Genomic DNA, 23213 nt, shown 5'->3' with positions numbered 1-23213 from the left:
TCGGTGACCACCGCCCCGCCGCCCGCCGGTGACCTGGCCGCCGCCGCAGCCCGGGTGGAGCAGGCGATCAACAAGGTCCGGGATGCCCAGAAGTCCGGCAACTTCGAGCAGTACGGCCAGGCGCTGAAGGAACTGGACGAGGCGATGACCGCGTTCCAGGCGGCCCAGCGGGCGGCGGCGACCCCCGCACCCGGTGCCGGCAGCCCGGCTCCCACGCCGGGCGGCTGACCGCTCGGGAGCACGCTACGGGCCCGGTCCGTACCACCGCGGTGGTACGGACCGGGCCCGTTTTGCGGCACGAAGATCAGTGCGCTAGGGTTAACAGGCCGACGCGGGGTGGAGCAGCTCGGTAGCTCGCTGGGCTCATAACCCAGAGGTCGCAGGTTCAAATCCTGTCCCCGCTACAAAATGGGAAATCCCCCGAGGTTCGCCTCGGGGGATTTTTCGTATTCGGGTCGTCCCACCGTCACCGTCACCTGCCGCCGGTACCCGGGGCGCGGCGGGAAGTGGCGGGTGCCGCGCGGGCCGGTCGGCGGGTGCGGTAGGGTTAACAGGCCGACGCGGGGTGGAGCAGCTCGGTAGCTCGCTGGGCTCATAACCCAGAGGTCGCAGGTTCAAATCCTGTCCCCGCTACGAAATGGGAAGTCCCCCGAGGTTCGCCTCGGGGGACTTCTTCGTTCTCCGGTCCGCGTCATGACCCTTCTGCCCGGGCACCGCTGCCGACCTTGCCTGCCTGCGGGAGGATGAGGGCATGTCTTCTTGGGGTAGATGGTGGACACGGCTGACCGCGATCCTCGGTACGGCCGTACTGACACTCTTCGTACCGGTGGCGGCCTGGGCCTCGACCGGTACCGGCGAACTGGTGGTCGAGGCGGCCCGGCGAAAGTCGAAGGGCGGCGGATTCGGCTTCATCGGCCTGCTGTGCTGCCTGGTGGTCGTCGGCGGGATCGTACTGGCGATCGTCCTGATCATGCGGAAGCGGAACGGTCGCCGCTGAGCTGCCGGGCGCTGGGCGACTGCCCCGGGGAGACGGGTCAGCTGCTCAGCGCCGCATCCGCCTGACGGAGGAAACTGGTGGCGGCGGCCCGGCTGGTGAGCCGCCCCTGCTGGGTCGCCTCGGCGGCGGTCACCAGCAGGGCCCGGACCTTCGCGTGGCCCCGGGGCGGGGGTGGCGGTGCGCCGCCGAACCGGTCGGTCATCCCCACCTCGAACGCGGCCGACCGCTGCATCGCGGGGTCGGTGAGCGTCTCCTGGACGAGCCGTCGCACGCTCAGGTTGGCGTTCAGGCCACGTTCGGTGCCGAGCACCCGGCCCACCTCGACGTTGTTGGTCAGGAAGTTCAGCACGTCCACCACGAGTTCCGGGTGCCGCGTACCCCGGAAACCCGCCCAGTACATCGAGGCGCGCGCCCACTGGGCGGCCGGATCGCCCGGGTAGCTGACCAGGTCGAGCTCGTCCCGGGTGTACTTCTGGAGCTCCGGTAACTGGTTCGACCACATGAACGAGGTGGCGGCCTTGCCGGTGACCACCAGTTGCCGGGTGACATCCGTGCTGTTGGCGCGCTGCACCACGGCCGCTCCCGGGGTGGCCCGCCGGACCCGCGCCTCCTGCCAGAGGTCGAACCACCCGGTCAGGTCGGCGGTGGTGAAGCCGAGTTGCCGCCCCTGGTAGAACTCCTTGTTCTGACTGCGGAGCCAGTGCCAGAGCGCCTTCTGGTCGGCGGCCGGATCCATCGTGCCGGCCACCTGGCCGTCGCTGCGGCGGGTCAGGTCCGCAGCCCAGTCGATCAGTTCCGGGTACGACATGCCGATCGTCGGCGCGGGCAGGCCGAGCCGGCGGACCAGCGCCCGGTTGTAGACCATCGCGGCGGTGTTGCTCGCTGCGGCGACCGCCACGGTCTGCCCGTCCACCTGCCCGTACTGCACCAGGCTGCGGGGCAGGCCGCGCAGGTCGAGCCGGTTCTGCTGGACGTCCCGGGTGAGGTCGAGGAGGATCTCCCGTTCCGCGTACTCGGTGAGGTAGTTGTCGTCGATCTGGAACAGGTCCGGGATGTTGCCGCCCGCCGCCTGGGTGGCCAGCCGGTCGTAGTAGCCGGTGTTGCCCTGCCAGGTGACCTTGAACCGGACCTCGGGGTTCAGTTCCGAGTAGAGCTGGAGGGCCTGGCCGGTGAGTTCGGCCCGTTTCTGGCCGCCCCACCAGAACACGGACAGCTCGATCCGGCCCTTCTCCGGCGTGCCGGCCTCCTCGGTGCACCCGGTCAGGCCGCCCGCGATGGTGACCGGCGCGGCGAGCATCGCACCGAGCAGCCGGCGGCGCCGGGCATCGGCGACCGGGGCCCGACCGGGTCGGGACGGGACGAAGGGCAAGGAAACTCCTGGACATCGCACCGCAGCTGCGGTGATCGCGATATTTAACCCAAGGTACGAGGTGGGGTGTCAACCTCCGTCCGGTCAGCCGGACCGGACTCGGCGTCCGGATCTGACCGGTACCGGCCCGGCAACCGGACCGTCCGGTGGCAGCACCGGGCGGTCCGTCGCCACATGGTGTACTAGGGCCCGTGGAACTTCTGCACTCGGGCAAGGTCCGTGACGTGTACGCGGACGGCGACGACCTGATCCTGGTCGCCTCGGACCGGATCTCCGTCTACGACGTGGTGCTGCCGACGCCGATCCCGGACAAGGGCCGGTTGCTCACCGCGCTCTCCCTGTGGTGGTTCGAGCAACTCGCCGACCTGGTGCCGAACCACGTCCTCTCCGCCACCGACGTACCGGCCGAGTTCGCCGGCCGGGCGATCCGCTGCCGACGGCTGGAGATGGTCCCGGTGGAGTGCATCGCCCGGGGCTACCTGACCGGTTCCGGGCTGCGCGAGTACGAGCGGACCGGTGGCATCTGCGGGGTCACGCTGCCCCGTGGGCTGGTCGAGGCGTCGATCCTGCCCGAGCCGATCTTCACGCCCACCACCAAGGCACCGGTCGGCGAGCACGACGAGTTCATCACCTTCGACGAGGTGGTGGCGAAGGTCGGTGCGGAGACCGCCGAGCGGCTGCGCGAGATCACCGTCGACGTGTACCGGCGGGGCGCCGAACTCGCCGCCGACCGGGGCATCCTGGTCGCCGACACCAAGATCGAGTTGGGCTTCACCCCGGACGGGACCCTGGTCCTCGGCGACGAGGTGCTCACCTCCGACTCGTCGCGGTTCTGGCCCGCCGAGTCGTACCAGCCGGGACGGACCCAGTTCTCCTTCGACAAGCAGTACGTGCGGGACTGGGCGACCGGCAGCGGCTGGGACAAGCAGGCCCCCGCGCCGGAGGTGCCGGCGGAGGTCGTCGAGGTCACCCGGGCCCGGTACGTCGAGGTCTACGAGCGCCTGACCGGCCTGCGCTGGGACGGCTGACCGGCGGGTAGCGGGCGTCCAACGGGCCCGTCCGGTCGCCGGCCGGGCTCAGTCCTCCACCCAGTCCAGGGTGCGCCGGACCGCCTTGCGCCACTGGTGCAGTTCCCGGTCCCGGTGGGCCGGGTCCATCGCCGGCTCCCACCGGGCGTCCTCGCGCCACTGGTCCCGCAAGGTGGCCAGGTCCGGCCAGAACCCGACCGCCAGACCGGCCGCGTACGCCGCGCCCAGGCAGGTCGTCTCGCGTACCCCCGGCCGGACCACCGGTACGTCGAGGACGTCGGCGAGGAACTGCATCAGCAGCTCGTTGCCGGTCATCCCGCCGTCGACCCGGAGCCGGCGCAGCGCCACGTCCGAGTCGGCGTTCATCGCGTCGACCACCTCGCGGGTCTGCCAGGCGGACGCCTCCAGCACCGCCCGGGCCAGGTGGCCCCGGGTGATGTAGCCGGTCAACCCGGCGATCACGCCCCGGGCGTCGCTGCGCCAGTGCGGGGCGAAGAGCCCGGAGAAGGCCGGCACGATGTAGCAGCCGCCGTTGTCGTCCACGCTGCGGGCCAGCTCCTCGACCTCGCCGGCGGAGGAGATCAGCCCGAGGTTGTCCCGCAGCCACTGCACCAGCGAGCCGGTGACCGCGATCGCCCCCTCCAGGGCGTACGTCGCCGGCTCGGCGCCGATCCGGTAGCCGACCGTGGTGAGCAGGCCGTGCCGGGAGGCGACCGGGGTGGCGCCGGTGTTGAGCAGCAGGAAACTGCCGGTGCCGTACGTGCACTTGCCCTCGCCGGGGTGGAAGCAGGTCTGCCCGAACAGGGCGGCCTGCTGGTCGCCGAGGGCGCTGGCCACCGGCACCCCGGCCAGCGGGCCACCGGCGGTCCCGTAGACCTCGGCGGAGGAGCGGATCTCCGGGAGCATCGCCGCCGGGATGTCGAGGGCGGCGAGCAGCTCCGGATCCCAGTCGAGGGTGCGCAGGTCCATCAGCAGGGTACGGCTGGCGTTGGTCACGTCGGTCACGTGGCGGCCGGTCAGCTTCCAGATCAGCCAGCTGTCCATCGTGCCGAACAGCACCTCGCCCCGTTCGCCGCGCGCCCGCAGGCCGTCGACGTTCTCCAGCAGCCAGCGCAGCTTGGGGCCGGCGAAGTAGGTGGCCAGGGGGAGACCGGTGCGGTCGCGGAACCACTGCTCACCGCGGGCCGCCGCCAGGTCGGCCAGGAGCGGACCGGTCCGGGTGTCCTGCCAGACGATCGCGTTCGCCACCGGACGGCCGGTCGCCCGGTCCCAGACGACCGTGGTCTCCCGCTGGTTGGTGATGCCGACCGCGGCCAGCCGGTCCGGGCCGGCGCCGGTCGCGTCGAGTGCCTCGCCGACCACCTGTTCGACGTTGTGCCAGATCTCCTCGGCGTCGTGCTCCACCCAGCCGGGCCGGGGGAAGATCTGCCGGTGCTCGCGCTGGGCGACCGACACCGGTTCACCGGACCGGTTGAACACGATGCACCGGGACGAGGTGGTGCCCTGATCGATGGCGGCGACAAGCTCCTCGGTCACCGCAGCACCGTACCGCCGACCGACCGGTGCCGCACAGGGCCGGTCCGCGCGGGTGGCGGCGGTCAGTGCGACAGGTGACGACGGGTGGTGGGTACGGCGGCGGTGATGCGGACCGTCGTGCCGGCCGGCCCGGTGTCGATCGTCATCTCGTCGCTCAACCGCCGGGTGAGCCAGAGACCCCAGCCGCCGGTGCTGTCCGGGGCGGGCCGGGAGTCGTCGTCCAGCCGGGCGGGCGTGATCCCCGGCCCGGCGTCGGTGACCTCGCAGCACAGGATGCCCGGCTCGCGCCAGAGCCGGAGCCGACCCTGGCCGCCGCCGTGCCGCACCGCATTGGTGATCAGCTCGTTGACCGCGAGTACGAAGTCGTCCAGGCGCTCACCGGCCAGACCGGCGGCCTGCGCGCAGCCGGCGACGTCGTGCCGTAGACCGGTCACCCGGTCCCGGTCGAAAGCGACGGCGATGAGGGGCTCAGCTTCTATGGGCACCACCGTACGCCGTGTCAGGTGATCAGCGTCCGTCATGGCCCCGTCCTGCGGCTGGTCTCGGGAGATGGGGTGGCATTCACACCTTACGTCAGGGTATGCGCCGGGGGGCGGAAGCAGCCTCGGGGCGGCCGGCAGTGCTCAGGTCGGGTGGTCGTCCCACGTCGCGACGGGTATGGCAGGGTCGTCGCCATGCCGTCCGAGCCCGGCAGCCTCCAGGACCCCCTCTGGCGGGCTCTCGCCGTCTTCCGGTTCGCCTCGCTGGCGTACGTGGTGATCCTGGTGCTGCGTAACGCCACCGGGTACGCCCACCCGCTCGCCGCGTTGCCGGTACTGCTGCTGATGCTCGGCTGGACCGGGCTGGCCGCGTACGCCTATGCCCGGCCGACCTGGCGCGGCTGGCCGCTGCTGCTCGCGGACCTCTCCGCCGCCCTCGGCGTGCTGCTGGTCACCCCCTGGGTGGTGGGTCACGCGACGCTGGCCGACGGCGGGCCCACCCTGGGCGTCGCCTGGGTGGGTGGCCCGGTGGTGGCCTGGGCGATCTCCGGCGGGCGGCGCCGGGGGACGGTCGCGGCCCTGCTGTTGGCCGGCGCCGACCTGGTCGTCCGGGGCGGGTTCAACCAGTCCTGGCTGAACGGCGCCACCCTGATGCTGCTGGCCGCCCTCGCCGTCGGGCACGTCGCCCGGCTGGCGGTCACCGCCGAGGAACGCTTGCAGCGGGCGGTCGAACTGGAAGCGGCCACCCGGGAACGCGAGCGGCTCGCCCGGGGCATCCACGACTCCGTGCTCCAGGTGCTCGCGCTGGTCCAGCGGCGCGGGGCGCACCTCGACGGGGAGGCCGGCGAACTGGCCCGGCTGGCCGGGGAACAGGAGGCCGCCCTCCGCTCGTTGATCACCAGCCGACCGGCCGACGACGCCGGGAACTACGCCCTCGACCTGCGGACCGTCCTCGCCCGGTACGCCACGCCGACGGTTTCGATCGCCGCGCCCGCCTCCCCGGTCTGGTTGCCGGACCGGCTCGCCCGGGAACTGGGCGCGGCCATCGGGGCGGCCCTGGACAACGTCGCCCGGCACGCGGGTGGACGGGCCTGGGTGCTGGTCGAGGAGGAGCCGACGGCGGTCACCGTCTCGGTACGCGACGAGGGGCCGGGCATCCCGCCCGGCCGACTCGCCGAAGCCGCCGACCAGGGCCGGCTCGGGGTGGCCCAGTCGATCCGGGCCCGGCTCGCCGAGCTGGGCGGTACGGCCCGGATCCACTCGACGCCCGGGGAGGGTACCGAGGTGGAGCTGACCGTCCCCCGGCCCGCCGGGCCGGCCGGGACCGGCCGCCAGCCCGACTGAGCCGGTGCGGCCGGTGGCCACCAGGATCCGTGCGGCCGGTGGCCACCAGGATCCGTGCGGCCGGTGGCCACCAGGATCCGTGCGGCCGGTGGCCACCAGGATCCGTGCGGCCGGTGGCCACCAGGGTGAACGTGAGGTTTTCTACCCTGGACGCATGAGCGAACCGACGCCGGTACGGGTGATGGTGGTCGACGACCACCCGATGTGGCGGGAGGGCGTGGCCCGGGACCTCACCGAGGCGGGCCACCTGGTGGTCGCCACCAGCGGTGAGGGACGCCAGGCGGTACGCATCGCCGCCGCCGTCCGTCCCGACGTGGTGGTGCTCGACCTCCAGCTACCCGACGTCTCCGGGGTGGAGGTGATCCAGGGCCTGGTCACCGCGCTGCCGGAGGTGCGGGTACTGATGCTCTCGGCCAGCGGTGAACAGCAGAGCGTCCTCGACGCGGTCAAGGCCGGGGCCACCGGGTACCTGCTCAAGTCGGCCTCGCCCGCCGAGTTCCTGGATGCGGTGGGGCGTACCGCGCAGGGGGAACCGGTCTTCACGCCGGGGCTGGCCGGGCTGGTGCTCGGGGAGTACCGCCGACTGGCCAGCCAACCGGGCGGGAGCGCCGGCCGGGACGCCGCACCCCGGCTCACCGAACGGGAGACCGAGGTGCTGCGTCTGGTCGCCAAGGGGATGTCGTACAAGCAGATCGCGCAGCGGCTCGGTCTGTCCCACCGGACGGTGCAGAACCACGTGCAGAACACGTTGGGCAAGTTGCAACTGCACAACCGGGTGGAGCTGACCCGGTACGCCATCGAACAGGGGCTCGGCGACTGACCCGACCCGGTCGGCCCGGTCCCCGACCGCCCCGGCGGATTCCTCCGCCGTCGCCGGCCCCGGCGGGTCACTCCGGCGGCCGGGTCTCGTGGACGGCCAACTCCTCGGCCGAGGCGCCGCCACCGGCGGAACCGGCGTCGTACGCGACCGAATCGGTCTCCTGGTCGGTGTGCGCCCCCTCGTCCGGTTCCACGAGCCGGCCGACCTGGTGGTCGGCCACCGTACCCAGGTTGCCGTGATCGTAGATGGACACCGGTGAGGTGGGGTCCGACGTCGGGCCGGGATTGAGCACGTCCGCGTCGAACTGGGCCTGGGCGGCGGCCTCCTCGCTGTCCGCCTCGGCGGCGATCTCCGGGTCGACCGGGCCGGCCAACGGGTCGTCCACCGGGCGCTCCCACTGCTCCCGGTCCAGCTTGTAGTCGAGCGACTCGCCGTCGAGCTGCTCCTCGGCGGTGTTGCCGTACCGGTCGACAGCCACCGGCGACCGGTCACCCGGCAACTGCGCCGGGTCCGGGCCGTCTGCTTCCCGCCCGGTCCAGACGTCGTCGTTGGCGGTCGAGTCGTCGTCGGCGGTGTCCGGCAGGCCGTCCGCCTCCGGATCGGAGACGGGGGTCGGGTAGTCGTCATCGCGCATGGCTGATCACTACCCACTGCCTCTGCCCGATAACCGGAACCAAGGTGGCAAAAGGAACGCCGGTCGGCGGTCCACCAGCAGATCGGTGCCCTGCGGCCTCCTCCGGGCCGGCTCGGTACCGTGCGGTGTTCTCCGGGCCGGCTCAGTACTCTGCGGTGTCCTCCGGGTGGAAAACCGCCCAGACGACCTTCCCGTCCGGAACGAGCGTGTCACCCCACCGGCGGGCCACCGCGTCGATCAGCAGCAACCCCCGGCCGCCGGTGGCCGTCGGCGGCACCAGCCCGGCGTACGCGGTGCGCGCGAGGGACCAGTCCCGTACCGCCAGGCGCAACGCCCCGTCCCGTACCGCCAGTCGCAGGGTCATCGGGGTGTGCGCGTGGGTGACGACGTTGTTCACCATCTCGGTCACCGCGATGCAGCCCGCCCCGGCCAGCTCCGGTACACCCCACCCCAGGCAGGCTTCGGTGACCAGCTCGCGGGCCTGCTTGGCGGCACCCACCGCCGGTTCGAGCGGCACGTCGAGCGGAAGCACCGGCACCGAGCCGGCCAGCGCCTCGGCCGGGGTACGCGCCACCGGCACGCCGTGCCCGGCCCAGTCCCGGGCGGCCGCCCCGGTCTCCGCGTAGAGCAGCAGCTCGGACACCGGCCACTCGGCGGCGGCGGTGCGTACGTCGGCGAAGACCGCCCACCCGTCCGGCCCGTCGACCCGTAGCCCGGACACCTCCACCACCAGCGGACCCGGGTGATCGGCCCGTCGGGCGAGCAGCGTGTCCCGCAACGATCGGGCACCCGCCGGATCGAGCGTCCCGGTGGCCCGGACCAGCGTGTACGACCCGTCGCCCGTCACGAGACAGCGCACGTCGGTCGGCATGATCATGTCATTGTGCACCGCCCCGGCCGACCGCGCATCCGGCCGGTCAGCGGCGGGCATCGGCCCACCCCGTCCGCCGGGTCGGGCCGCGTCTCCGGGTCAGCGCAGCCACCGTACCGACCGCCGTGCCGGCCACCGCCAGGCCCACCGCGGCAGCCGACCGGACCGCCCGACGCCGGCGTCCCTGCCAACCGCCGTCCCGGCCGGCGACTCCGCTGGGTCGGAAGACGTTACCGCTGCTCTCCGGGCTCGCCGCCGCCCCGAACTGGGTCCGCCGGGCGTACCAGCCGAGCAGCCGTTCGGCGAGCGCGGGGGCGAGCCGCCAGTGCAGGCCGAGCAGCCGGGCGGAGCCCGGCGCGTACACCTCACGCCGGGGCCGCCGGAGCAGCCGGACGATGGTCTCGGCGACCACCTCCGGCGGGTACACCGGTGGTGGCGGGGTCAGTTCCTGACCACTGTGGTTGGCGGCGTGCCGGAAGAAGGGGGTGTCGATGGTCAGCGGGAGCACCGTGCAGACCGAGATGCCCGACCGGCCGGTGACCCGCAGCTCCTGCCGTACCGTGTCGGCGAGTCCGCGTACCCCGTGCTTCGCCGCGTTGTAGGCCGACTGGTACGGCATCGCCACCTCGGCCAGCACCGAGGCGTTCGTGACCAGCACGCCACCACCCGCCTCGGCCAGCCGGGGGAGTGCGGCCCGCATGCCGTTCGCCACCCCGAGCAGGTCCACCTCGATCACCCGACGGAACTCCGCCGCCGGGATCTCCTCGAACAGGCCGACCGTACCCACCGCCGCGTTGTTGACCCACGCGTCGATCCGGCCGAAGCCGTCGACCGCCCGGGCGGCCAGTTCCTCCACCGCCGCCGGGTCGGTGACGTCCGTGGGTACCGCCAGCGCCGTCCCCCCGAGGGCCCGGCACTGCTCCGCGACCACCGCCAACGCGGACGCGCTACGGGCGGCGAGGACGACGTTGGCCCCGCGTCGGGCCAGGGCGTGCGCGAGGGCGGTACCGATGCCACTGGAGGCACCCGTGATCACCACGGTGGCGTCGTCGAGACTGCGGGTCAGCGGCATTCTGTGCCCGTACCCCCGACGCCGGTCGGTCATGCGGGCCGCCGGGTCTCAATTCGGTCGCGGCGGTGTGCCGGTGCGCCCGGTGCGTTCCGTGTTCTTCCGGGCTCTTCCGGGCCGGGTCCGCCCATCCCGGGTGGGTTGCCACCAGCCGGTCCCGCCCGGTCGCCCGAGTTGGCAGGTTTCGGCTCGACGCCGCCCGGTTAGTGGGACTCTCTGACCGGAGGACTCTCGGCTCGTCGTACCCATGGAGGTGACCCATGCGAGTGGGCCTCGTCTGCGCACATCCCGGCCCGTCCCGACCCGACGGGTCCACCGTCGGCACGCACCAGCACCTTGCCCGGGTGGCCGCCGAACTGACCAGCCGCGGCCACGACGTACGGGTCTACGAACGACGCGACGACCCCGACCTGCCGGCCACCGAGGAACGCGGTGGCTACCGGGTCGAGCGGGTACCGGTCGGCCCGGCCCGGCCCACCCCGACCGCGAAACTGGTCCCGTACGTCGCCGAGTTCGGTCGGTGGCTGCGTGACCAGTGGTCGGGCGGATGGATCCCGGACGTGGTGCACGGCCACTTCTGGATCGGTGGACTCGCCGCCGCGAACGCGGTCCGGGAGACCTCGATCCCGGTGGTGCAGACGTTCCATTCGCTCGGCACCGAGCAGCAGCGCAGCCTCGGCGCGGCGTACCTCGGTCCACAGGAGCGGATCCCGCTGGAACGGGCCCTGACCCGGGCGGTCGACATCGCGGTCGCCCAGTGCTCAGACGAGGTCGACGAACTGACCCGGATGGGCCTGCAACGTGCCTCGGTCGCGGTGGTACCCGCCGGGGTCGACACCGAACACTTCCACCCCGACGGGGAGGCGGCGCCCCGGGAGCAGCGGGCCCGGATCCTGTCGGTCTGCGAGCTGTCCCCCGGCCACGGCCAGGAGGACCTGATCCAGGCGATGCGGCTGGTCGGCGACGCGGAACTGGTCATCGCGGGCGGACCGGCACCGGGCACCCTCAACGGGCACGCGGAGGCCCGCCGGCTGCGGGACCTGGCCCAGCGGGCCGGCGTGGGGGACCAGGTACGCCTGGTCGGCGCGGTGCCGCACGAGCAGATGCCGACCTGGTACCGCTCGGCCGACGTGGTCGCCTGCACACCCCGGTACGCCGCCGCCGGTCGGGTGCCGCTGGAGGCGATGGCGTGCGGCGTGCCGGTGGTCGGCTACGCCCGGGGCGGGGTGGCGGACACCGTGGTCGACGAGGTGACCGGACGGTTGGTCAAGCCCGGTGACGTACGCGGGCTCGGCATCACCCTGCGGCGGCTGCTCGCCGACGACGCCGGCCGGTTCGCGTACGGCCACGCGGCGGTCGACCGGGTCCGGTGCAGCTACACCTGGGAACGGACGGCCGGTGCGCTGGAGCGTCTCTACGAGCGGGTGGTACGCCGGCGCAAGCCGGTGGAGGCCGCCTGACCGGCTACGTGGCTGCCCAGCTTGAGCGGCTGGGCGCCATCCGCATCCCACAGTTCCAGCGCAACTTGGCTCGGCGGCCTGCGCAACCTGACCGGCTGGGTGGCTTGGCGGGCCGCGCAGGCCGACCGGCTGGGTGGCTTGGCGGGCTGCGCAGGCCGACCGGGTGGGTGGCTTGGCGGGCTGCGGCCCCGGCGGTGGGTGTTAAGAAGGGCCCCTTCCTATACCGGAAACGTTAAGCAGGGGCCCTTCCTTACCGGGGGTGGGTTTCTCGCGGTGACCGGCGGTGGCGTGGTGGTGCTGCGGTTCGGCGTACCGGGTCAGCCCGATCACCGAGGCCAGGGTGATCAGGAAACCGGCGGCGGCGAGCCATTCCCGCCCCGGCCAGATCTTGTCGTTGAGCAGCAGCAGGCCGACGATCGCGGCGGGTACCGCACCGGCGGCGTCCATCGCGGCCACCGCCGCCGTGGTCGAACCGCGCTGCATGGCCAGCCCGAGCAGCAACTGCCCGACGATCGAGTGCGCGATGAGCAGGTAGAGCAGCGGGTCGCGGAGGAAGGCGTCCCAGGTGGGGGCCGAGGCCAGCGGTCGGGCGGCCACCGCGGCGGCGGAGAACGCCAGCCCGGCCAGGGAACCGAGCGCCACCGAGCCGGGTGCGCCGTGCAGGCGTACCGCGAAGAAGCCGACCACGGCGATCACCGCCAGCGCCACGGCGAGCGCGACCAGGCCGGCCGTACCGAGTTGCTTCGACGGTGCCGGGCGGGCCGACAGCACCAGCGCGGTGATCCCGGTGAAGAGGAGCACCAGCAGGGCGATCTCGGCGGCCGGGAGGCGCCACTTGAGCACCACCACCCCCAGCACGGCGGTCACCCCGAGACCGGCCGCGACGCTGGCCTGGACGAGGAAGAGCGGCAGGTCCCGCCGGGCCAGGAAGGCGAGCACGAACCCGAGCATCTGGCAGCCCAGCCCGATCAGGTAGGTGCGGTGGCCGGCGAGCCGCAGCAGTAGCCCCGGGTCGAAGGTGTGGTGCACCGTCGTCCGGGTCGCCGCGACGGACTGGAGCAGGTTGGCGACACCGTACGCGGCGATCATCGCCGTGAGGAACCACCAGCCCGAGGAGACCACCTGGCGAGGATAGAGGTTGCCGCCGGGGTACGCGCGGTGGGCTGACCGGGGCCGGTGTCGTGCCGAGGGCTGACGCGCTAACCGAGCCGGGACAGGATCTCCGCGTGCAGCGCACCGTTGGTGGCCACCGAACTGCCGTCCCCCGGGGCGGGTCGACCGGTCAGGTCGGTGAACGTCCCGCCGGCTTCGGTGACGATCGGGACCAGCGCGGCGATGTCCCAGAGGGACAGTTCCGGCTCGACCATCACGTCCAGCGCGCCCTCGGCCAGCAGCATGTAACCGTAGAAGTCGCCGTACGCCCGGGTACGCCAGCAGGCCCGCAGCACGTCCAGCATGGCGGGGAGCCGGCCGGCGGCCTCCCACCCGTCCAGTGAGGCGTAGCAGAAGCTGGCGTCGCCGAGCTGGCGTACCCCGGAGACCCGGATCGGGGTGCCGGCGGCGGCGTCCGGCCCGGCGTACGCGCCGGCCCCGGTGGCGCCCCACCAGCGCCGGCCCAGTGCGGGGGCGGAGACCAGACCGAGTACCGGCCGGTCGTCCTCCAGCAGTGCGATCAGGGTCGCCCAGATGGGTACGCCCCGGATGTAGTTCTTCGTGCCGTCGATCGGGTCGACCACCCACCGTCGGCCACCGGTGCCGGCCGTCGCGCCGAACTCCTCGCCGATGATGCCGTCGGCGGGGCGCTGCGCGGCGAGCACCGCACGGATCTCCCGTTCCACGGCGGTGTCCGCGTCGGAGACCGGGGTCAGGTCGGGTTTCGCGTCGACCCGCAGGTCGAGGGCCCGGAACCGGTCCATCGAGACGGCGTCCGCGCGGTCGGCGAGCGTGTGGGCGAGGGCGAGGTCGGCGGCGTACCCGGTCATGCCGGTCACGCTAGTCGACCGGCGTCGACCCGCCGCGGTGGACCGCCGGGCGTCCCACCGGTGCCCGCCCGCCCCTGCCGATCTTGCAGTTGCGGCCCCGACAGAAGTGGCAAAGAGGACGAAAGTGGGGCCCAAAGTGCAAGATCAACCTGGCTGGGGTGGGTCATTCGGCGATGCCGGACCAGGAGGCCAGCAGCCGACGGTACGACGCCAACCGGCGCGGGTCGGCCCGGCCGGCCGCCACCCAGGCGTCGAGCGCGCAGTCCGGGTCGTCGGCCCGGTGCCCGCAGTTGACCGGACAGTCGACCGTCCCCTCCACCAGGTCGGGGAAGCCGTGCAGCAGGCTGTCGGCGGAGACGTGGGCCAGCCCGAAGCTGCGTACCCCGGGGGTGTCCACGATCCAGCCCGGGTCGGTCCGGCGGTCACCCACCGGGGGTAGCCGCAGGGCCACCGCGCTGGTCGAGGTGTGCCGTCCCCGGCCGATCGCGCTGACCGTACCCACCGCCCGGTCGGCGTCCGGTACCAGCCGGTTGACCAGCGTCGACTTGCCCACCCCGGAGTGCCCGACCAGCACCGACACCTGCCCGGCCAGCCGGTCGCGCACCTCGCCGAGGTCGGAGTCCGGGCGGACCAGCACGTAGGGCAGATCCAGCTCGGCGTAGTAGTCGAGCACCGGCTCCGGGCCGGCCAGGTCGGCCTTGGTCAGGCAGAGCAGGGGGGCGACCCCGGCGTCGTACGCGGCGACCAGGCAGCGGTCGACGAACCCGGTACGCGGTGGCGGGTCGGCCAGCGAACCGACGATGACGAGCTGGTCGGCGTTGGCCACGATGACCCGTTCCAGCCGCCCCTCGGCGGTGGTGTCGTCGTCGTCCGCGCTGCGCCGCAGCACCGAGGTCCGGTCGGCGATCCGGACGATCCGGGCCAGCGCCCCCGGGGCGCCGGAGGTGTCCCCGACCAGGCCGACCCGGTCACCGACCACCACCGACTTGCGGCCCAGTTCCCGGGCCCGCATCGCGGTGACGGTGCCCCCCTGCGGCAGGTCGGCGTCCGGGCCGCCGGTCAGCACGCAGGTGTACCGCCCACGGTCCACGGCGATCACGAACCCGTCGACCGCGTCGACGTGCCGGGGGCGGGTACGCGTGCGCGGGCGGGACGACCGCCCGGGTCGTACCCGTACGTCGTCCTCGTCGTACTCCCGCCGTCTGCCCGCCAGGACGGTCCCCTTCCGCGTCGGCCTACCGGTCGGTCCCTCCGGCCACCATTGCTGACCATAGCGCCGGGAAGTCCGGCATGGTCTTCGAGGTGCACCCCACGTCGCTCAGCTCGACCCCGGGCACGGCCAGCCCGATGACCGCGGCGGCGTGTGCGAGGCGGTGGTCGTCGTAGGTGCGGAAGGTCGTACCGCGCAGCGGGCGGGGGCGGATCTCCAGGCCGTCGGCCGACTCGGTGACGTCCGCGCCGAGCGCGGTGAACTCGGTGGCCAGCGCGGCCAGCCGGTCGGTCTCGTGCCCCCGGATGTGCCCGACGCCGGACAGCCGCGACGGCGAGTCGGCGAGCGTGGCCAACGCGGCCAGCACCGGGGTCAGCTCGCTGACGTCGGAGAGGTCGGCGTCCAGCCCGTGCACGGTGCCGGTGCCCCGTACGGTCAGCCCGTCGGTGTCCAGGGTCACCTCGGCGCCCATCCGGGCGAGCAGGTCACGCAGCGTGTCCACCGGCTGGGCGCTGCTGCGCGGCCAGTCCCGCAGGGTCACCGAACCCCCGGTGACCAGGGCGGCGGCGAAGAACGGCACCGCACCGGACAGGTCCGGCTCGATCGGCCAGCTCCGGGCGGAGAGCCGGCCGGGCTCGACCGTCCAGACGTCCGGCTCGCTGTCGTCGACCGCCGCCCCGGCGGCCCGCAGCATCTGCACGGTCATCCGCAGGTGCGGGGCGGACGGCACCGGCGGGCCGACGTGCCGGACCACCACCCCCCGGTCGAACGCGGGGGCGGCGAGCAGCAGACCGGAGACCAGTTGGCTGGAGGCGGAGGCGTCGATGACCACCTCACCGCCGGTCACCCCGCCGGTGCCGTACACGGTCAGCGGCAGGCCGCCGGTGGGGGCGGAGTCGATCCGGACCCCGAGCGACCGCAGTGCTCCGGTCAACGGCCCGAGCGGGCGCTTGCGGGCGTGCGGGTCACCGTCGAAGGTGACCGGCCCGTCGGACAGGGCGGCCACCGGCGGGACGAAGCGCATGATGGTGCCGGCGAGCCCGACGTCGACGTGGGCCGGCCCGTGCAGCGGGTGGGGGCGGACCAGCCAGCGCTCGTCGTCGGCGATCGAGACGTGCACGCCCAGTGCGCGCAGCCCGCCCGCCATCAGCTCGGTGTCCCGGGCGCGCAGCGGGCGCAGCAGGGTCGACGGGCCGGTACCCAGTGCGCTGAGCACCAGGGCGCGGGCGGTCATCGACTTGGAACCGGGTAACCGGAGGGTCGCCGTGATCGGATCGGAGGCGGTCGGGGCGGTCCACGGCTGCGGCGGCCGGGTCGCGGTCAGGTTCGCCACCCGTCCATTCTGCCCCGGCACGGCCCCTTCGCGGCGGACCGCCCGGTACCGGTCCCGGTTGGCGGGACAGTGGATCGGTCGGCGGGGCGCTAACGTACCCGCCATGTGCGGAAGGTACGCGACGACCCGCAGTGCGGCGGATCTCGGCGCGCTCTTCGAGGCGTACGACGACAGCGGCGGGCGGCTGGCCGTCGACTACAACGTCGCGCCGACCACCCCGGTGCCGGTCGTCCGGCTCGCCGACGGGGTACGCACCCTCTCCCTGGCCCGGTGGGGTCTGGTGCCGTCCTGGGCGAGGAACCCCGCCGGTGCGGCCCGCATGATCAACGCCCGGGTGGAGACGGTCGCCACCAGCCGGGCGTACGCCGCCCCGTTCCACCGGCACCGCTGTCTCGTGCCGGCCGACGGCTGGTACGAGTGGGTCCGGGGGGCGGACGGCCGCAAGCAGCCCTACTACCTGACCCCGGCCGACGGTCGGGTGCTCGCCTTCGCCGGCCTCTGGTCGCTGTGGCGGGGTGCCGACACCCCGTTGGCGACCTGCACGGTGCTCACCACCGGGGCGGTCGGGGCGTTGGCCGGGGTGCACCCCCGGATGCCGCTGCTGCTGCCCCAGGAGCGCTGGGCGTCCTGGCTGGCCGACGGGCCGGGTACGCCGGACCTGCTGGTCGCGCCGGACGAGGAGTGGCTGGCCGGGATCGAGGTCCGGCCGGTCGGCGCCGCCGTCGGCAACGTCCGCAACAACGGTCCACAGCTCGTCGAGCGGGTGCCGGTACCGTCGCCCCGGACGACCGTGGATCCGACGGAAATGACGCTGTTCTGATCGCCTTCGGTCGCATTGTCGCGTACTAATTTGTCACCATTCCCGCCGGATCGTCGCCCAATTAATTAGGCCAGTTTCCGGTGAACCCTTGTCCCGTCCCCGCCGAGTGCGATAGAACACAGCGCCGGTGGTGGGTGTCGATTTCGCACGGGGCGGGCGATGTTCATCGATGGGCCGGTCCCACGGGGGAGGTGGGTGGATGACACGGGCGCGAATGCCCCGTCCGCATGAGGTGGATGCCGCACGACGTGACCCGAGGTTGCTGCGTGCGATCAGTGAACGACGACTGGACGATGCCTGGCGTACCAGAGGCACCTGCCAGAGCGTGGATCCGGAGACATTCTTTCCGGCGCCGAACGAGCCGGCGGACACCGCCATCGCGTTCTGCCGTAGCTGTGACGTGCAGGGGCCCTGCCTGGCGTGGGCGCTGGAGGTCGGTGACTGCCACGGCGTGTGGGGCGGTACGACACCCCGGGAACGCCGGGCGATGCTGGTGGCCTGGCGCAGCGAGGTGGTGTCCGATCCGGACGCGGCCGACGACGCCGGTCCACCGGTCCGCGACCGCCTGTTGACCCTCGTGCCGCTCAGCCGCTGACCCGGTCCGCCGTCCGCTGGCCCGGTCCGCCGTCGGGGTACCGGGCCGGGCGGCACAATGGGCCGGTGCCCGACGAGACCCAGCGGATCGAGACGTCGCGCGGCCCGGCCCGGGTCGACCTGGACCACCCGGTCGGTGAGCCGGTGAGCCTGCTCGTGCTCGGCCACGGTGCCGGCGGGGACACCGACGCACCGGACCTGGTCGCGGTGGCCGGCGCGGCGCACCGTGCCGGGGTACGGGTGGCCCGGGTGACCCAGCCGTACCGGGTCGCCGGGCGTCGTGCGCCCGCCCCGGCGGGTCACCTCGACGATGCCTGGACCACCGTGCTCGGCTGGCTGCGCGGGCGGTTCGGGACCGCTGCCCCGTTGGTCGTCGGCGGACGCTCCAGCGGGGCCCGGGTGGCCTGCCGGACGGCCGGAGCGGTCGGCGCGGACGCGGTGCTGGCCCTGGCCTTCCCGCTGCACCCGCCGGGCCGTCCCGAGCGCAGCCGGGCCGAGGAGCTGGTCACCGGACTGCCCACGCTGGTGGTCAACGGCGACCGGGACCCGTTCGGCCTGCCGGCCGGGTCGCCGACGGTACGGGTCGAGGTACGCCCCGGCGAGCGGCACGACCTGCGGGGCGACCCGGCCGGTACCGCGGCCGTGGTGCTCGGCTGGCTGCGGGCGCACGGCTGGGCCCGCTGAGCAGCCGTCCGGAGGGCTGCGTACCACGCCGGGCGTTTCCGTGGCCGGCGCAGGTCGTTGCATTCGGTGGTGCCGGCCGGCGTGCCCGCCGACGGTGCCATCCTCCCAGGTCCTTCCTGGTCCCGGCGGTGACTTCCGGTGGTCGCCGGGGCCAGGAAGAGGACGGTGGGTGGAATGCGCCGCCGGGCCCCCGGTGTTACCCCCTTTCGGGAAACCACACCGAGGCGAGGGGGTTGACGGGTGCCGACCGAGACACGGAGCCCGGACTGCGACCGGCAGGCGGCACAGCTGCGACAGCTGTTGCAGGGTCCGGCGTGGCCGGTGTCACCGCCGGCCGTCGGAACGGCGGTGAGTACCAGCACACCCGGCGGAAGTGAATCTACCGGCCGGCCGTTGCGCGTATCCTCGGCGAGACAGCAGCCGACGCGAGGAGATGTGCGGTTGACCACCGAGAAGACGGACGAGCGACGGGCCCGCTTCGAGCGGGACGCACTGCCCTTCGTCGATCAGCTCTACGCCGCCGGCCTGCGGATGACCCGCAACCCGGCCGACGCGGAGGACCTGGTCCAGGAGACCTACCTGAAGGCCTTCGCGGCCTTCCACCAGTTCGAACAGGGCACCAACCTGAAGGCCTGGCTCTACCGGATCCTGACCAACACCTACATCAACTCCTACCGTCGGCGGCAGCGCCAGCCGATCCAGGCGCCCACCGAGGAGATCACCGACTGGCAGCTTGCCGAGGCCGAGTCGCACACCTCCAGTGGCCTGCGTTCGGCGGAGACCGAGGCGCTGGACCGGCTGCCGGACACCGACGTCAAGGAGGCGCTCCAGCAGTTGCCCGAGGAGTTCCGGCTGGCGGTCTACCTGACCGACGTCGAGGGCTTTTCGTACAAGGAGGTCGCCGACATCATGGGTACGCCCATCGGTACGGTGATGTCCCGGTTGCACCGTGGTCGGCGCAATCTGCGTAAGCTGCTTGAGCGCTACGCCGCCGAGCGTGGCTTCACGGCCGCCCAGCCGGGTGGGTCGACCGCTGCGGCGAGCCGGGAGGTGTGACGTGAGCTGCGGAGATCCGCACGAGACCGACTGCCGCGAGGTGCTCGCCGAGGTCTACCTCTACCTCGATCTGGAATGCGCCGACGAACGACGTGAACTGATCCGGCACCATCTCGACGAATGCGGCCCGTGCCTCCGGGAGTACGGCATCGAGCAGGAGGTCAAGGCGCTCGTCGCCCGCTGCTGCGGGAACGAGACCGCCCCGACCGAACTGCGCGACCGCCTCCGGGTACGACTCAGCGAACTGGTCGTCTTCGAGACCTCGGAGTCCCGGGAACTCGCCGACTGAGAGCGTCCGGCAGGACCGTCACCGGCCAGATCCGGAAGACGAACGGGTACGGCCCGGATCCCCAGGGGATCCGGGCCGTACCCGTTTCACCGGCTGCTTGCCCCGGTCAGGAGTTGGGGCGCTTGCCGTGGTTCGCCGAGCTCTTCTTCCGGGCCTTCTTCTTCCGGGCCTTCTTTGCCATGTCGACCTCCTCGTTTCCTGGTCATCGTCCGCGTGGTCACGGCCGCGGCGCCGCCGGGCCCCCGTGGCGGGCAGCGCCGGTGTCCGACCCGCTGATGCTAGTCGCGCCCGCTCGGCCCCTGCCGGGGGCGGGCACATGATTGGATACCGTTCGCATGCACACTCACTGACGAGGGAGGGCCCCGCCGTGGCCGAGGAGATCCGCGCCGAGATGGTGGCGAACGTCTGGAAGGTGGTCGTGTCCACCGGGGACACCGTCTCGGAGGGTGACACGCTGGTCATCCTGGAGTCCATGAAGATGGAGATCCCGGTGGTGGCGGAGTCCGACGGGGTCGTCGAGCAGCTCGCGGTGAACGAGGGCGACGTGGTGCAGGACGGTGACCTGATCGCGGTGATCGGTTGACCGGGCCGGTCGTGCCCACCGCCGGCCCACCCGTGGGTGCCACTGGGCCGGTCGTGCGTGCCGCCGGGCCCGCCGACTTCCCGGCGGTCGCCCAACTGACCCTCGCCGCCTACCGCGCCGACGGTCAGTTGGACAGCGACGGCCGCTATGCGGCGGTACTCGCCGACGTGGCGACCCGGGCCGCCGACGGTACGGTCCTGGTCGCCGCGGATCCGGCCACCGGCGAACTGCTCGGCTCGGTGACGTTCGTGCTGCCGGGCAGCCGGTACGCGGAGATCTCGGGCCCCGGTGAGGCCGAGTTCCGGATGCTGGCGGTGCACCCCGACGCGCAGGGGCGGGGGGTCGGCGAGCTGCTCATCCGCTCGTGCGCCGAACGGGCCGTACGGTCGGGCCGCCGGGCCCTGGTGATCTGCACCCGGCGCGGGTTCGCCGGTGTCGCACAGCGCATCTACGCCCGGCTGGGGTTCACCCGGACACCCGAGCGGGACTGGTCCCCGGCCCCGGGGGTGGACCTGATGGCGCTCCGCCTGGACCTGGCCGGGGCGGATGGGGTCCCGGTGGGGGTCGGGTCGCCGTCCGGCGGTACCGGGTAGCGGCCGGGCCCCGGTAGCGCCGGTATCCCTGGTCGATTTCGGTATCCCTGGTCGATCCCGGTCGACCTGCCCGGATGCCGGTCAACCCTCCCGGATGCCGGCGAGCAGTTCCTCGGCGACCTCCAGGGCGATCCGCTTCCGCTCCACGTCGGTGATGTCCGGTGCGCGCAGGGTGAACCAGCTGCTGTGGATCGCGAACAGCGACAGCACGGCGCGGAGCTGGGCCTGCGGTGACTCGTCCCCCCGGGCCAGGACGTCGGCCAGTTGGAGCAGCCGGTCCCGCATCTGCTGCCCGGCGACGAGGTTCTTCAGGGCGGTCTGGTTCTGCTCGAAGAACCGCATCACCGACGGTTGCTCGTCGGCGAACATCGTGTCGGCGTACCGGGCGAGCAGCTCGCGTCGGTTGGCCAGGGTGGCCGGTTGCCCGGCGGCCCAGTTGATCAGCTCGTCCATCCGGTCGAGCCGTTCCTCCACGAAACTGGAGACGATCTCGTCCTTGCTGCGGAAGTGGTAGTAGAGGGCGGCCTTGGTGACGCCCAACCGTTCGGAGATCTCCCGGAGTGAGGTCTTCTCGTACCCCTGCTCGGTGAAGAGCTCCAGCGCGACGGCCCGGATGCGGCCCCGGGTGCCCCCTGTGCTCTCACTCACCGAATACCCCTATCCCGCTTGACGGCCATGTCGGCACCAACTTACCGTCCGGCTAGTAAGCTAACTAGCCGGGCGGCAAGTAAGTCAGCAAAATCTCAGGGGGAGCCTACCCATGACCGCAACCGTGCCCGAGCAACGACCCAACGTCCGGTTGGTGCTCTTCGCTCTCATGATCACGATGATGCTCGCGATGCTCGACAACATGATCGTCAGCACGGCGTTGCCGCGGATCGTGGGGGACTTCGGCGGGCTCGACCACTTCACCTGGGTGGTCACCGCGTACGTGCTCGGTACCACCGTCTCCACACCCATCTGGGGCAAGCTCGGCGACCTGTACGGCCGCAAGACCACCTTCCTCACCTCGGTGGTGATCTTCCTGGTCGCCTCTGCGCTCTGCGGGATGTCCGGCTCCGGGCTGTTCGGCGGCCCGCAGGACGGCATGATCCAGCTCATCGGGTTCCGGGCACTCCAGGGGCTCGGTGCCGGCGGCCTGATGGTCGGGGTCATGGCCATCATCGGTGACCTGGTGCCGCCCCGGGAGCGGGGGCGCTACCAGGGCATGATGGCCGGCATCATGGCCATCGCCATGGTGGCCGGACCGCTCGTCGGCGGGTTCATCACCGACCACCTCTCCTGGCGCTGGGCGTTCTACGTCAACCTGCCGCTCGGTGGGGTGGCCCTGGTGCTGCTCGTCGCCACCCTGCGGTTGCCGAGGTACCGCACCGAGCACCGGATCGACTGGCTCGGTGCCGCCCTGCTCTCCGTGGGCATCACCGCCATCGTGCTCATCACCACCTGGGGCGGCAACGAGTACGACTGGACGTCGCCGCAGATCCTCGGCCTGGCCGGGCTGGCCGTCCTCACCCTGGCGGTCTTCGCGCTGGTGGAGCGACGGGCACCGGAACCGATCCTGCCGCTCGGTCTCTTCGCCAACCGTAACTTCGCCCTGATCTCGGTCATCGGGTTCCTGCTCGGCTTCGGGATGTTCGGTGCGATGAACTTCCTGCCGATGTTCCAGCAGACCGTGCAGGGGGCCTCAGCCACCAACAGTGGCCTGCTGCTGCTGCCGTTGATGTTCGGCATGCTGGTCGTCTCGATCGTCATCGGTCGGGCCATCACCCGGACCGGTCGGTACCGGATCTACCCGATCGTCGGTGGCGTGGTGATGACGGCCGGCCTGGGACTGCTGACCCTGCTCGACGTGCACACCAGCAAGGTCGAGTCGTCGATCTACATGGTGGTGCTCGGCGTCGGGATGGGCTTCCTGATGCAGACCTCGATGCTGATCGCGCAGAACAGCGTCGAACAGCGGGACCTGGGGGCGGCGAGCGGCGCGGCCACCTTCTTCCGCTCCATCGGTGGCTCCTTCGGTATCTCGCTGTTCGGTGCGATCTTCGCCAACCGGCTCGGTGACTCGGCCGCCGGTGCGGCGTTCAGCGGCGGTGGCGAAGGCGCCTCCTTCAACCTGGACGCGCTGCGGACCCTGCCTCCGGCGGAGCGGCTGGCCGTGCTCAGCGGGCTTGCCGACGCCATCTCCGGGGTCTTCGTCTGGGCGGTGCTCTTCGCCGTGGCGGTGCCGGTGCTCGCCTGGTTCATCAAGGAGATCCCGCTGCGCAGCACCAACGAGCCGTCCGCCCCGCCGGCTGACGGGCCCCCGGCCGCCCAGGTCGACGGGCCGTCCGTCGCCGCCGGTACGGATCGGGGCGCCGTCGACCGGACCCGTCGGGGCGCCCGGCAGACCCCGGAGGAACAGGCCGAGACCGCCCTCGCCACCACCCCGCTGCACTGATCCCGGCCACCCGCGCACCTGATCC

The 23213-nt window shown here is 72.6% G+C and carries 25 protein-coding genes, 2 tRNA genes and 1 pseudogene; 16 read left to right on the top strand and 12 right to left on the bottom strand.

Features of this window, described 5'->3' with window-relative positions:
- The 4 genes from GSF22_RS12005 to GSF22_RS11990 form a co-directional block, all read left to right on the top strand.
- Positions 1-228, top strand: a 228-nt coding sequence (locus GSF22_RS12005) for a hypothetical protein (protein WP_208813609.1), incomplete at its 5' end; no start/stop codon positions are given.
- Between the two features lie 102 nt (positions 229-330).
- A tRNA-Met gene (locus GSF22_RS12000) sits at positions 331-404 on the top strand.
- Between the two features lie 155 nt (positions 405-559).
- Positions 560-633 (top strand) — tRNA-Met (locus GSF22_RS11995).
- Positions 634-751: 118 nt separating this feature from the next.
- Entirely contained in the window at positions 752-997 is a 246-nt protein-coding gene (locus tag GSF22_RS11990; RefSeq protein WP_208813608.1) for a hypothetical protein, read from the top strand.
- A gap of 37 nt (positions 998-1034) precedes the next feature.
- Here GSF22_RS11990 and GSF22_RS11985 read toward each other — a convergent pair whose 3' ends face one another.
- Complete coding sequence (locus tag GSF22_RS11985) at positions 1035-2366, bottom strand: ABC transporter substrate-binding protein (protein WP_244367190.1); 1332 nt, start codon at positions 2364-2366, stop codon at positions 1035-1037.
- Positions 2367-2557: 191 nt separating this feature from the next.
- On the opposite strand from GSF22_RS11985, the gene GSF22_RS11980 reads away from it, so the two are divergent.
- Entirely contained in the window at positions 2558-3394 is an 837-nt protein-coding gene (locus GSF22_RS11980) for a phosphoribosylaminoimidazolesuccinocarboxamide synthase (protein ID WP_208813607.1), read from the top strand.
- Between the two features lie 48 nt (positions 3395-3442).
- Here the strand turns inward: GSF22_RS11980 and glpK are convergent, their stop codons facing one another.
- Both glpK and GSF22_RS11970 read right to left on the bottom strand, forming a co-directional pair.
- Complete coding sequence (glpK, locus tag GSF22_RS11975) at positions 3443-4930, bottom strand: glycerol kinase GlpK (RefSeq protein ID WP_208813606.1); 1488 nt, start codon at positions 4928-4930, stop codon at positions 3443-3445.
- A 62-nt stretch (positions 4931-4992) separates the two neighbouring features.
- Complete coding sequence (locus tag GSF22_RS11970; protein WP_208813605.1) at positions 4993-5451, bottom strand: ATP-binding protein; 459 nt, start codon at positions 5449-5451, stop codon at positions 4993-4995.
- A gap of 153 nt (positions 5452-5604) precedes the next feature.
- Between GSF22_RS11970 and macS the strand changes: the two genes are divergently transcribed.
- Both macS and GSF22_RS11960 read left to right on the top strand, forming a co-directional pair.
- Positions 5605-6753 carry a MacS family sensor histidine kinase gene (macS, locus tag GSF22_RS11965; protein ID WP_208813604.1) on the top strand — a complete coding sequence of 383 codons (1149 nt, stop codon included), beginning with the start codon at positions 5605-5607 and terminating at the stop codon, positions 6751-6753.
- A 154-nt stretch (positions 6754-6907) separates the two neighbouring features.
- Positions 6908-7573: a response regulator gene (locus tag GSF22_RS11960; protein ID WP_208813603.1), complete on the top strand. Its 666-nt coding sequence runs from the start codon at positions 6908-6910 to the stop codon at positions 7571-7573.
- A gap of 67 nt (positions 7574-7640) precedes the next feature.
- Here GSF22_RS11960 and GSF22_RS11955 read toward each other — a convergent pair whose 3' ends face one another.
- From GSF22_RS11955 to GSF22_RS11945, 3 genes are all read right to left on the bottom strand, one after another.
- Positions 7641-8207, bottom strand: coding sequence for a DUF5709 domain-containing protein (locus GSF22_RS11955; protein WP_208813602.1), 567 nt, complete (start codon positions 8205-8207; stop codon positions 7641-7643).
- 142 nt (positions 8208-8349) lie between these two features.
- Positions 8350-9078 carry an ATP-binding protein gene (locus GSF22_RS11950; RefSeq protein ID WP_244367188.1) on the bottom strand — a complete coding sequence of 243 codons (729 nt, stop codon included), beginning with the start codon at positions 9076-9078 and terminating at the stop codon, positions 8350-8352.
- A gap of 46 nt (positions 9079-9124) precedes the next feature.
- Positions 9125-10150: an SDR family oxidoreductase gene (locus GSF22_RS11945; protein ID WP_208813600.1), complete on the bottom strand. Its 1026-nt coding sequence runs from the start codon at positions 10148-10150 to the stop codon at positions 9125-9127.
- A gap of 257 nt (positions 10151-10407) precedes the next feature.
- Between GSF22_RS11945 and GSF22_RS11940 the strand changes: the two genes are divergently transcribed.
- Positions 10408-11607 carry a glycosyltransferase gene (locus GSF22_RS11940; RefSeq protein WP_208813599.1) on the top strand — a complete coding sequence of 400 codons (1200 nt, stop codon included), beginning with the start codon at positions 10408-10410 and terminating at the stop codon, positions 11605-11607.
- 201 nt (positions 11608-11808) lie between these two features.
- Here the strand turns inward: GSF22_RS11940 and GSF22_RS11935 are convergent, their stop codons facing one another.
- The 4 genes from GSF22_RS11935 to aroA all read right to left on the bottom strand — a co-directional run bounded on the left by GSF22_RS11935 (position 11809) and on the right by aroA (position 16132).
- The gene (locus tag GSF22_RS11935; protein ID WP_244367198.1) at positions 11809-12696 is read right to left on the bottom strand and encodes a hypothetical protein; all 888 of its coding nucleotides are present in this window, start codon (positions 12694-12696) and stop codon (positions 11809-11811) included.
- A gap of 110 nt (positions 12697-12806) precedes the next feature.
- Positions 12807-13589: a histidinol-phosphatase gene (gene hisN, locus GSF22_RS11930; protein ID WP_208813598.1), complete on the bottom strand. Its 783-nt coding sequence runs from the start codon at positions 13587-13589 to the stop codon at positions 12807-12809.
- Positions 13590-13752: 163 nt separating this feature from the next.
- A complete protein-coding gene (gene rsgA, locus GSF22_RS11925) occupies positions 13753-14688 on the bottom strand; it encodes a ribosome small subunit-dependent GTPase A (RefSeq protein WP_307803938.1) in 936 nt (311 codons plus the stop codon).
- 136 nt (positions 14689-14824) lie between these two features.
- The gene (gene aroA, locus GSF22_RS11920; protein WP_208813597.1) at positions 14825-16132 is read right to left on the bottom strand and encodes a 3-phosphoshikimate 1-carboxyvinyltransferase; all 1308 of its coding nucleotides are present in this window, start codon (positions 16130-16132) and stop codon (positions 14825-14827) included.
- A 103-nt stretch (positions 16133-16235) separates the two neighbouring features.
- Here aroA and GSF22_RS11915 point away from each other — a divergent pair, with 103 nt between their 5' ends.
- From GSF22_RS11915 to rsrA, 5 genes are all read left to right on the top strand, one after another.
- Positions 16236-16952, top strand: a complete 717-nt coding sequence (locus tag GSF22_RS11915; RefSeq protein ID WP_208813596.1) for an SOS response-associated peptidase — start codon at positions 16236-16238, stop codon at positions 16950-16952.
- 199 nt (positions 16953-17151) lie between these two features.
- Positions 17152-17547, top strand: coding sequence for a WhiB family transcriptional regulator (locus GSF22_RS11910; RefSeq protein ID WP_244367186.1), 396 nt, complete (start codon positions 17152-17154; stop codon positions 17545-17547).
- Positions 17548-17612: 65 nt separating this feature from the next.
- Positions 17613-18230, top strand: coding sequence for an alpha/beta hydrolase family protein (locus GSF22_RS11905; protein ID WP_208813595.1), 618 nt, complete (start codon positions 17613-17615; stop codon positions 18228-18230).
- A gap of 240 nt (positions 18231-18470) precedes the next feature.
- Positions 18471-19286 (top strand): sigma-70 family RNA polymerase sigma factor, encoded by an 816-nt coding sequence (locus GSF22_RS11900; RefSeq protein ID WP_307803937.1) that lies wholly within the window; start codon positions 18471-18473, stop codon positions 19284-19286.
- 1 nt (position 19287) lies between these two features.
- Complete coding sequence (gene rsrA / locus GSF22_RS11895; RefSeq protein ID WP_208813593.1) at positions 19288-19575, top strand: mycothiol system anti-sigma-R factor; 288 nt, start codon at positions 19288-19290, stop codon at positions 19573-19575.
- Positions 19576-19681: 106 nt separating this feature from the next.
- Here rsrA and GSF22_RS36115 read toward each other — a convergent pair whose 3' ends face one another.
- Positions 19682-19756 carry a 50S ribosomal protein bL37 gene (locus tag GSF22_RS36115; protein WP_369752275.1) on the bottom strand — a complete coding sequence of 25 codons (75 nt, stop codon included), beginning with the start codon at positions 19754-19756 and terminating at the stop codon, positions 19682-19684.
- A 135-nt stretch (positions 19757-19891) separates the two neighbouring features.
- Between GSF22_RS36115 and GSF22_RS11890 the strand changes: the two genes are divergently transcribed.
- Positions 19892-20158 (top strand): biotin/lipoyl-binding carrier protein, encoded by a 267-nt coding sequence (locus GSF22_RS11890; RefSeq protein WP_208813592.1) that lies wholly within the window; start codon positions 19892-19894, stop codon positions 20156-20158.
- Positions 20159-20211: 53 nt separating this feature from the next.
- Positions 20212-20751: a GNAT family N-acetyltransferase gene (locus tag GSF22_RS11885; RefSeq protein WP_307803936.1), complete on the top strand. Its 540-nt coding sequence runs from the start codon at positions 20212-20214 to the stop codon at positions 20749-20751.
- 81 nt (positions 20752-20832) lie between these two features.
- On the opposite strand, the gene GSF22_RS11880 is transcribed toward GSF22_RS11885, so the two are convergent.
- Positions 20833-21399 (bottom strand): TetR/AcrR family transcriptional regulator, encoded by a 567-nt coding sequence (locus GSF22_RS11880; protein ID WP_208813591.1) that lies wholly within the window; start codon positions 21397-21399, stop codon positions 20833-20835.
- Between the two features lie 112 nt (positions 21400-21511).
- Between GSF22_RS11880 and GSF22_RS11875 the strand changes: the two are divergent.
- Positions 21512-23047 (top strand): annotated as a pseudogene (locus GSF22_RS11875) (MDR family MFS transporter); the annotation flags it as partial.
- Positions 23048-23213 lie beyond the last annotated feature (166 nt).

The sequence above is a fragment of the Micromonospora echinofusca genome (assembly GCF_017614955.1).
Lineage (GTDB): Bacteria > Actinomycetota > Actinomycetes > Mycobacteriales > Micromonosporaceae > Micromonospora > Micromonospora echinofusca_A.
This window is presented reverse-complemented; position numbering and strand designations above follow the sequence as displayed.

Bases quoted from the DNA above. Each gene is read 5' to 3' on its own strand.
- GSF22_RS11990 (WP_208813608.1), top strand. From the start codon at position 752: ATGTCTTCTTGGGGTAGATGGTGGACACGGCTGACCGCGATCCTCGGT.
- GSF22_RS11970 (WP_208813605.1), bottom strand. From the start codon at position 5,451: ATGACGGACGCTGATCACCTGACACGGCGTACGGTGGTGCCCATAGAA.
- macS (WP_208813604.1), top strand. From the start codon at position 5,605: ATGCCGTCCGAGCCCGGCAGCCTCCAGGACCCCCTCTGGCGGGCTCTC.
- GSF22_RS11960 (WP_208813603.1), top strand. From the start codon at position 6,908: ATGAGCGAACCGACGCCGGTACGGGTGATGGTGGTCGACGACCACCCG.
- GSF22_RS11955 (WP_208813602.1), bottom strand. From the start codon at position 8,207: ATGCGCGATGACGACTACCCGACCCCCGTCTCCGATCCGGAGGCGGAC.
- GSF22_RS11950 (WP_244367188.1), bottom strand. From the start codon at position 9,078: ATGCCGACCGACGTGCGCTGTCTCGTGACGGGCGACGGGTCGTACACG.
- GSF22_RS11945 (WP_208813600.1), bottom strand. From the start codon at position 10,150: ATGCCGCTGACCCGCAGTCTCGACGACGCCACCGTGGTGATCACGGGT.
- GSF22_RS11940 (WP_208813599.1), top strand. From the start codon at position 10,408: ATGCGAGTGGGCCTCGTCTGCGCACATCCCGGCCCGTCCCGACCCGAC.
- GSF22_RS11935 (WP_244367198.1), bottom strand. From the start codon at position 12,696: ATGATCGCCGCGTACGGTGTCGCCAACCTGCTCCAGTCCGTCGCGGCG.
- hisN (WP_208813598.1), bottom strand. From the start codon at position 13,589: ATGACCGGGTACGCCGCCGACCTCGCCCTCGCCCACACGCTCGCCGAC.
- GSF22_RS11915 (WP_208813596.1), top strand. From the start codon at position 16,236: ATGTGCGGAAGGTACGCGACGACCCGCAGTGCGGCGGATCTCGGCGCG.
- GSF22_RS11910 (WP_244367186.1), top strand. From the start codon at position 17,152: ATGACACGGGCGCGAATGCCCCGTCCGCATGAGGTGGATGCCGCACGA.
- GSF22_RS11890 (WP_208813592.1), top strand. From the start codon at position 19,892: ATGATTGGATACCGTTCGCATGCACACTCACTGACGAGGGAGGGCCCC.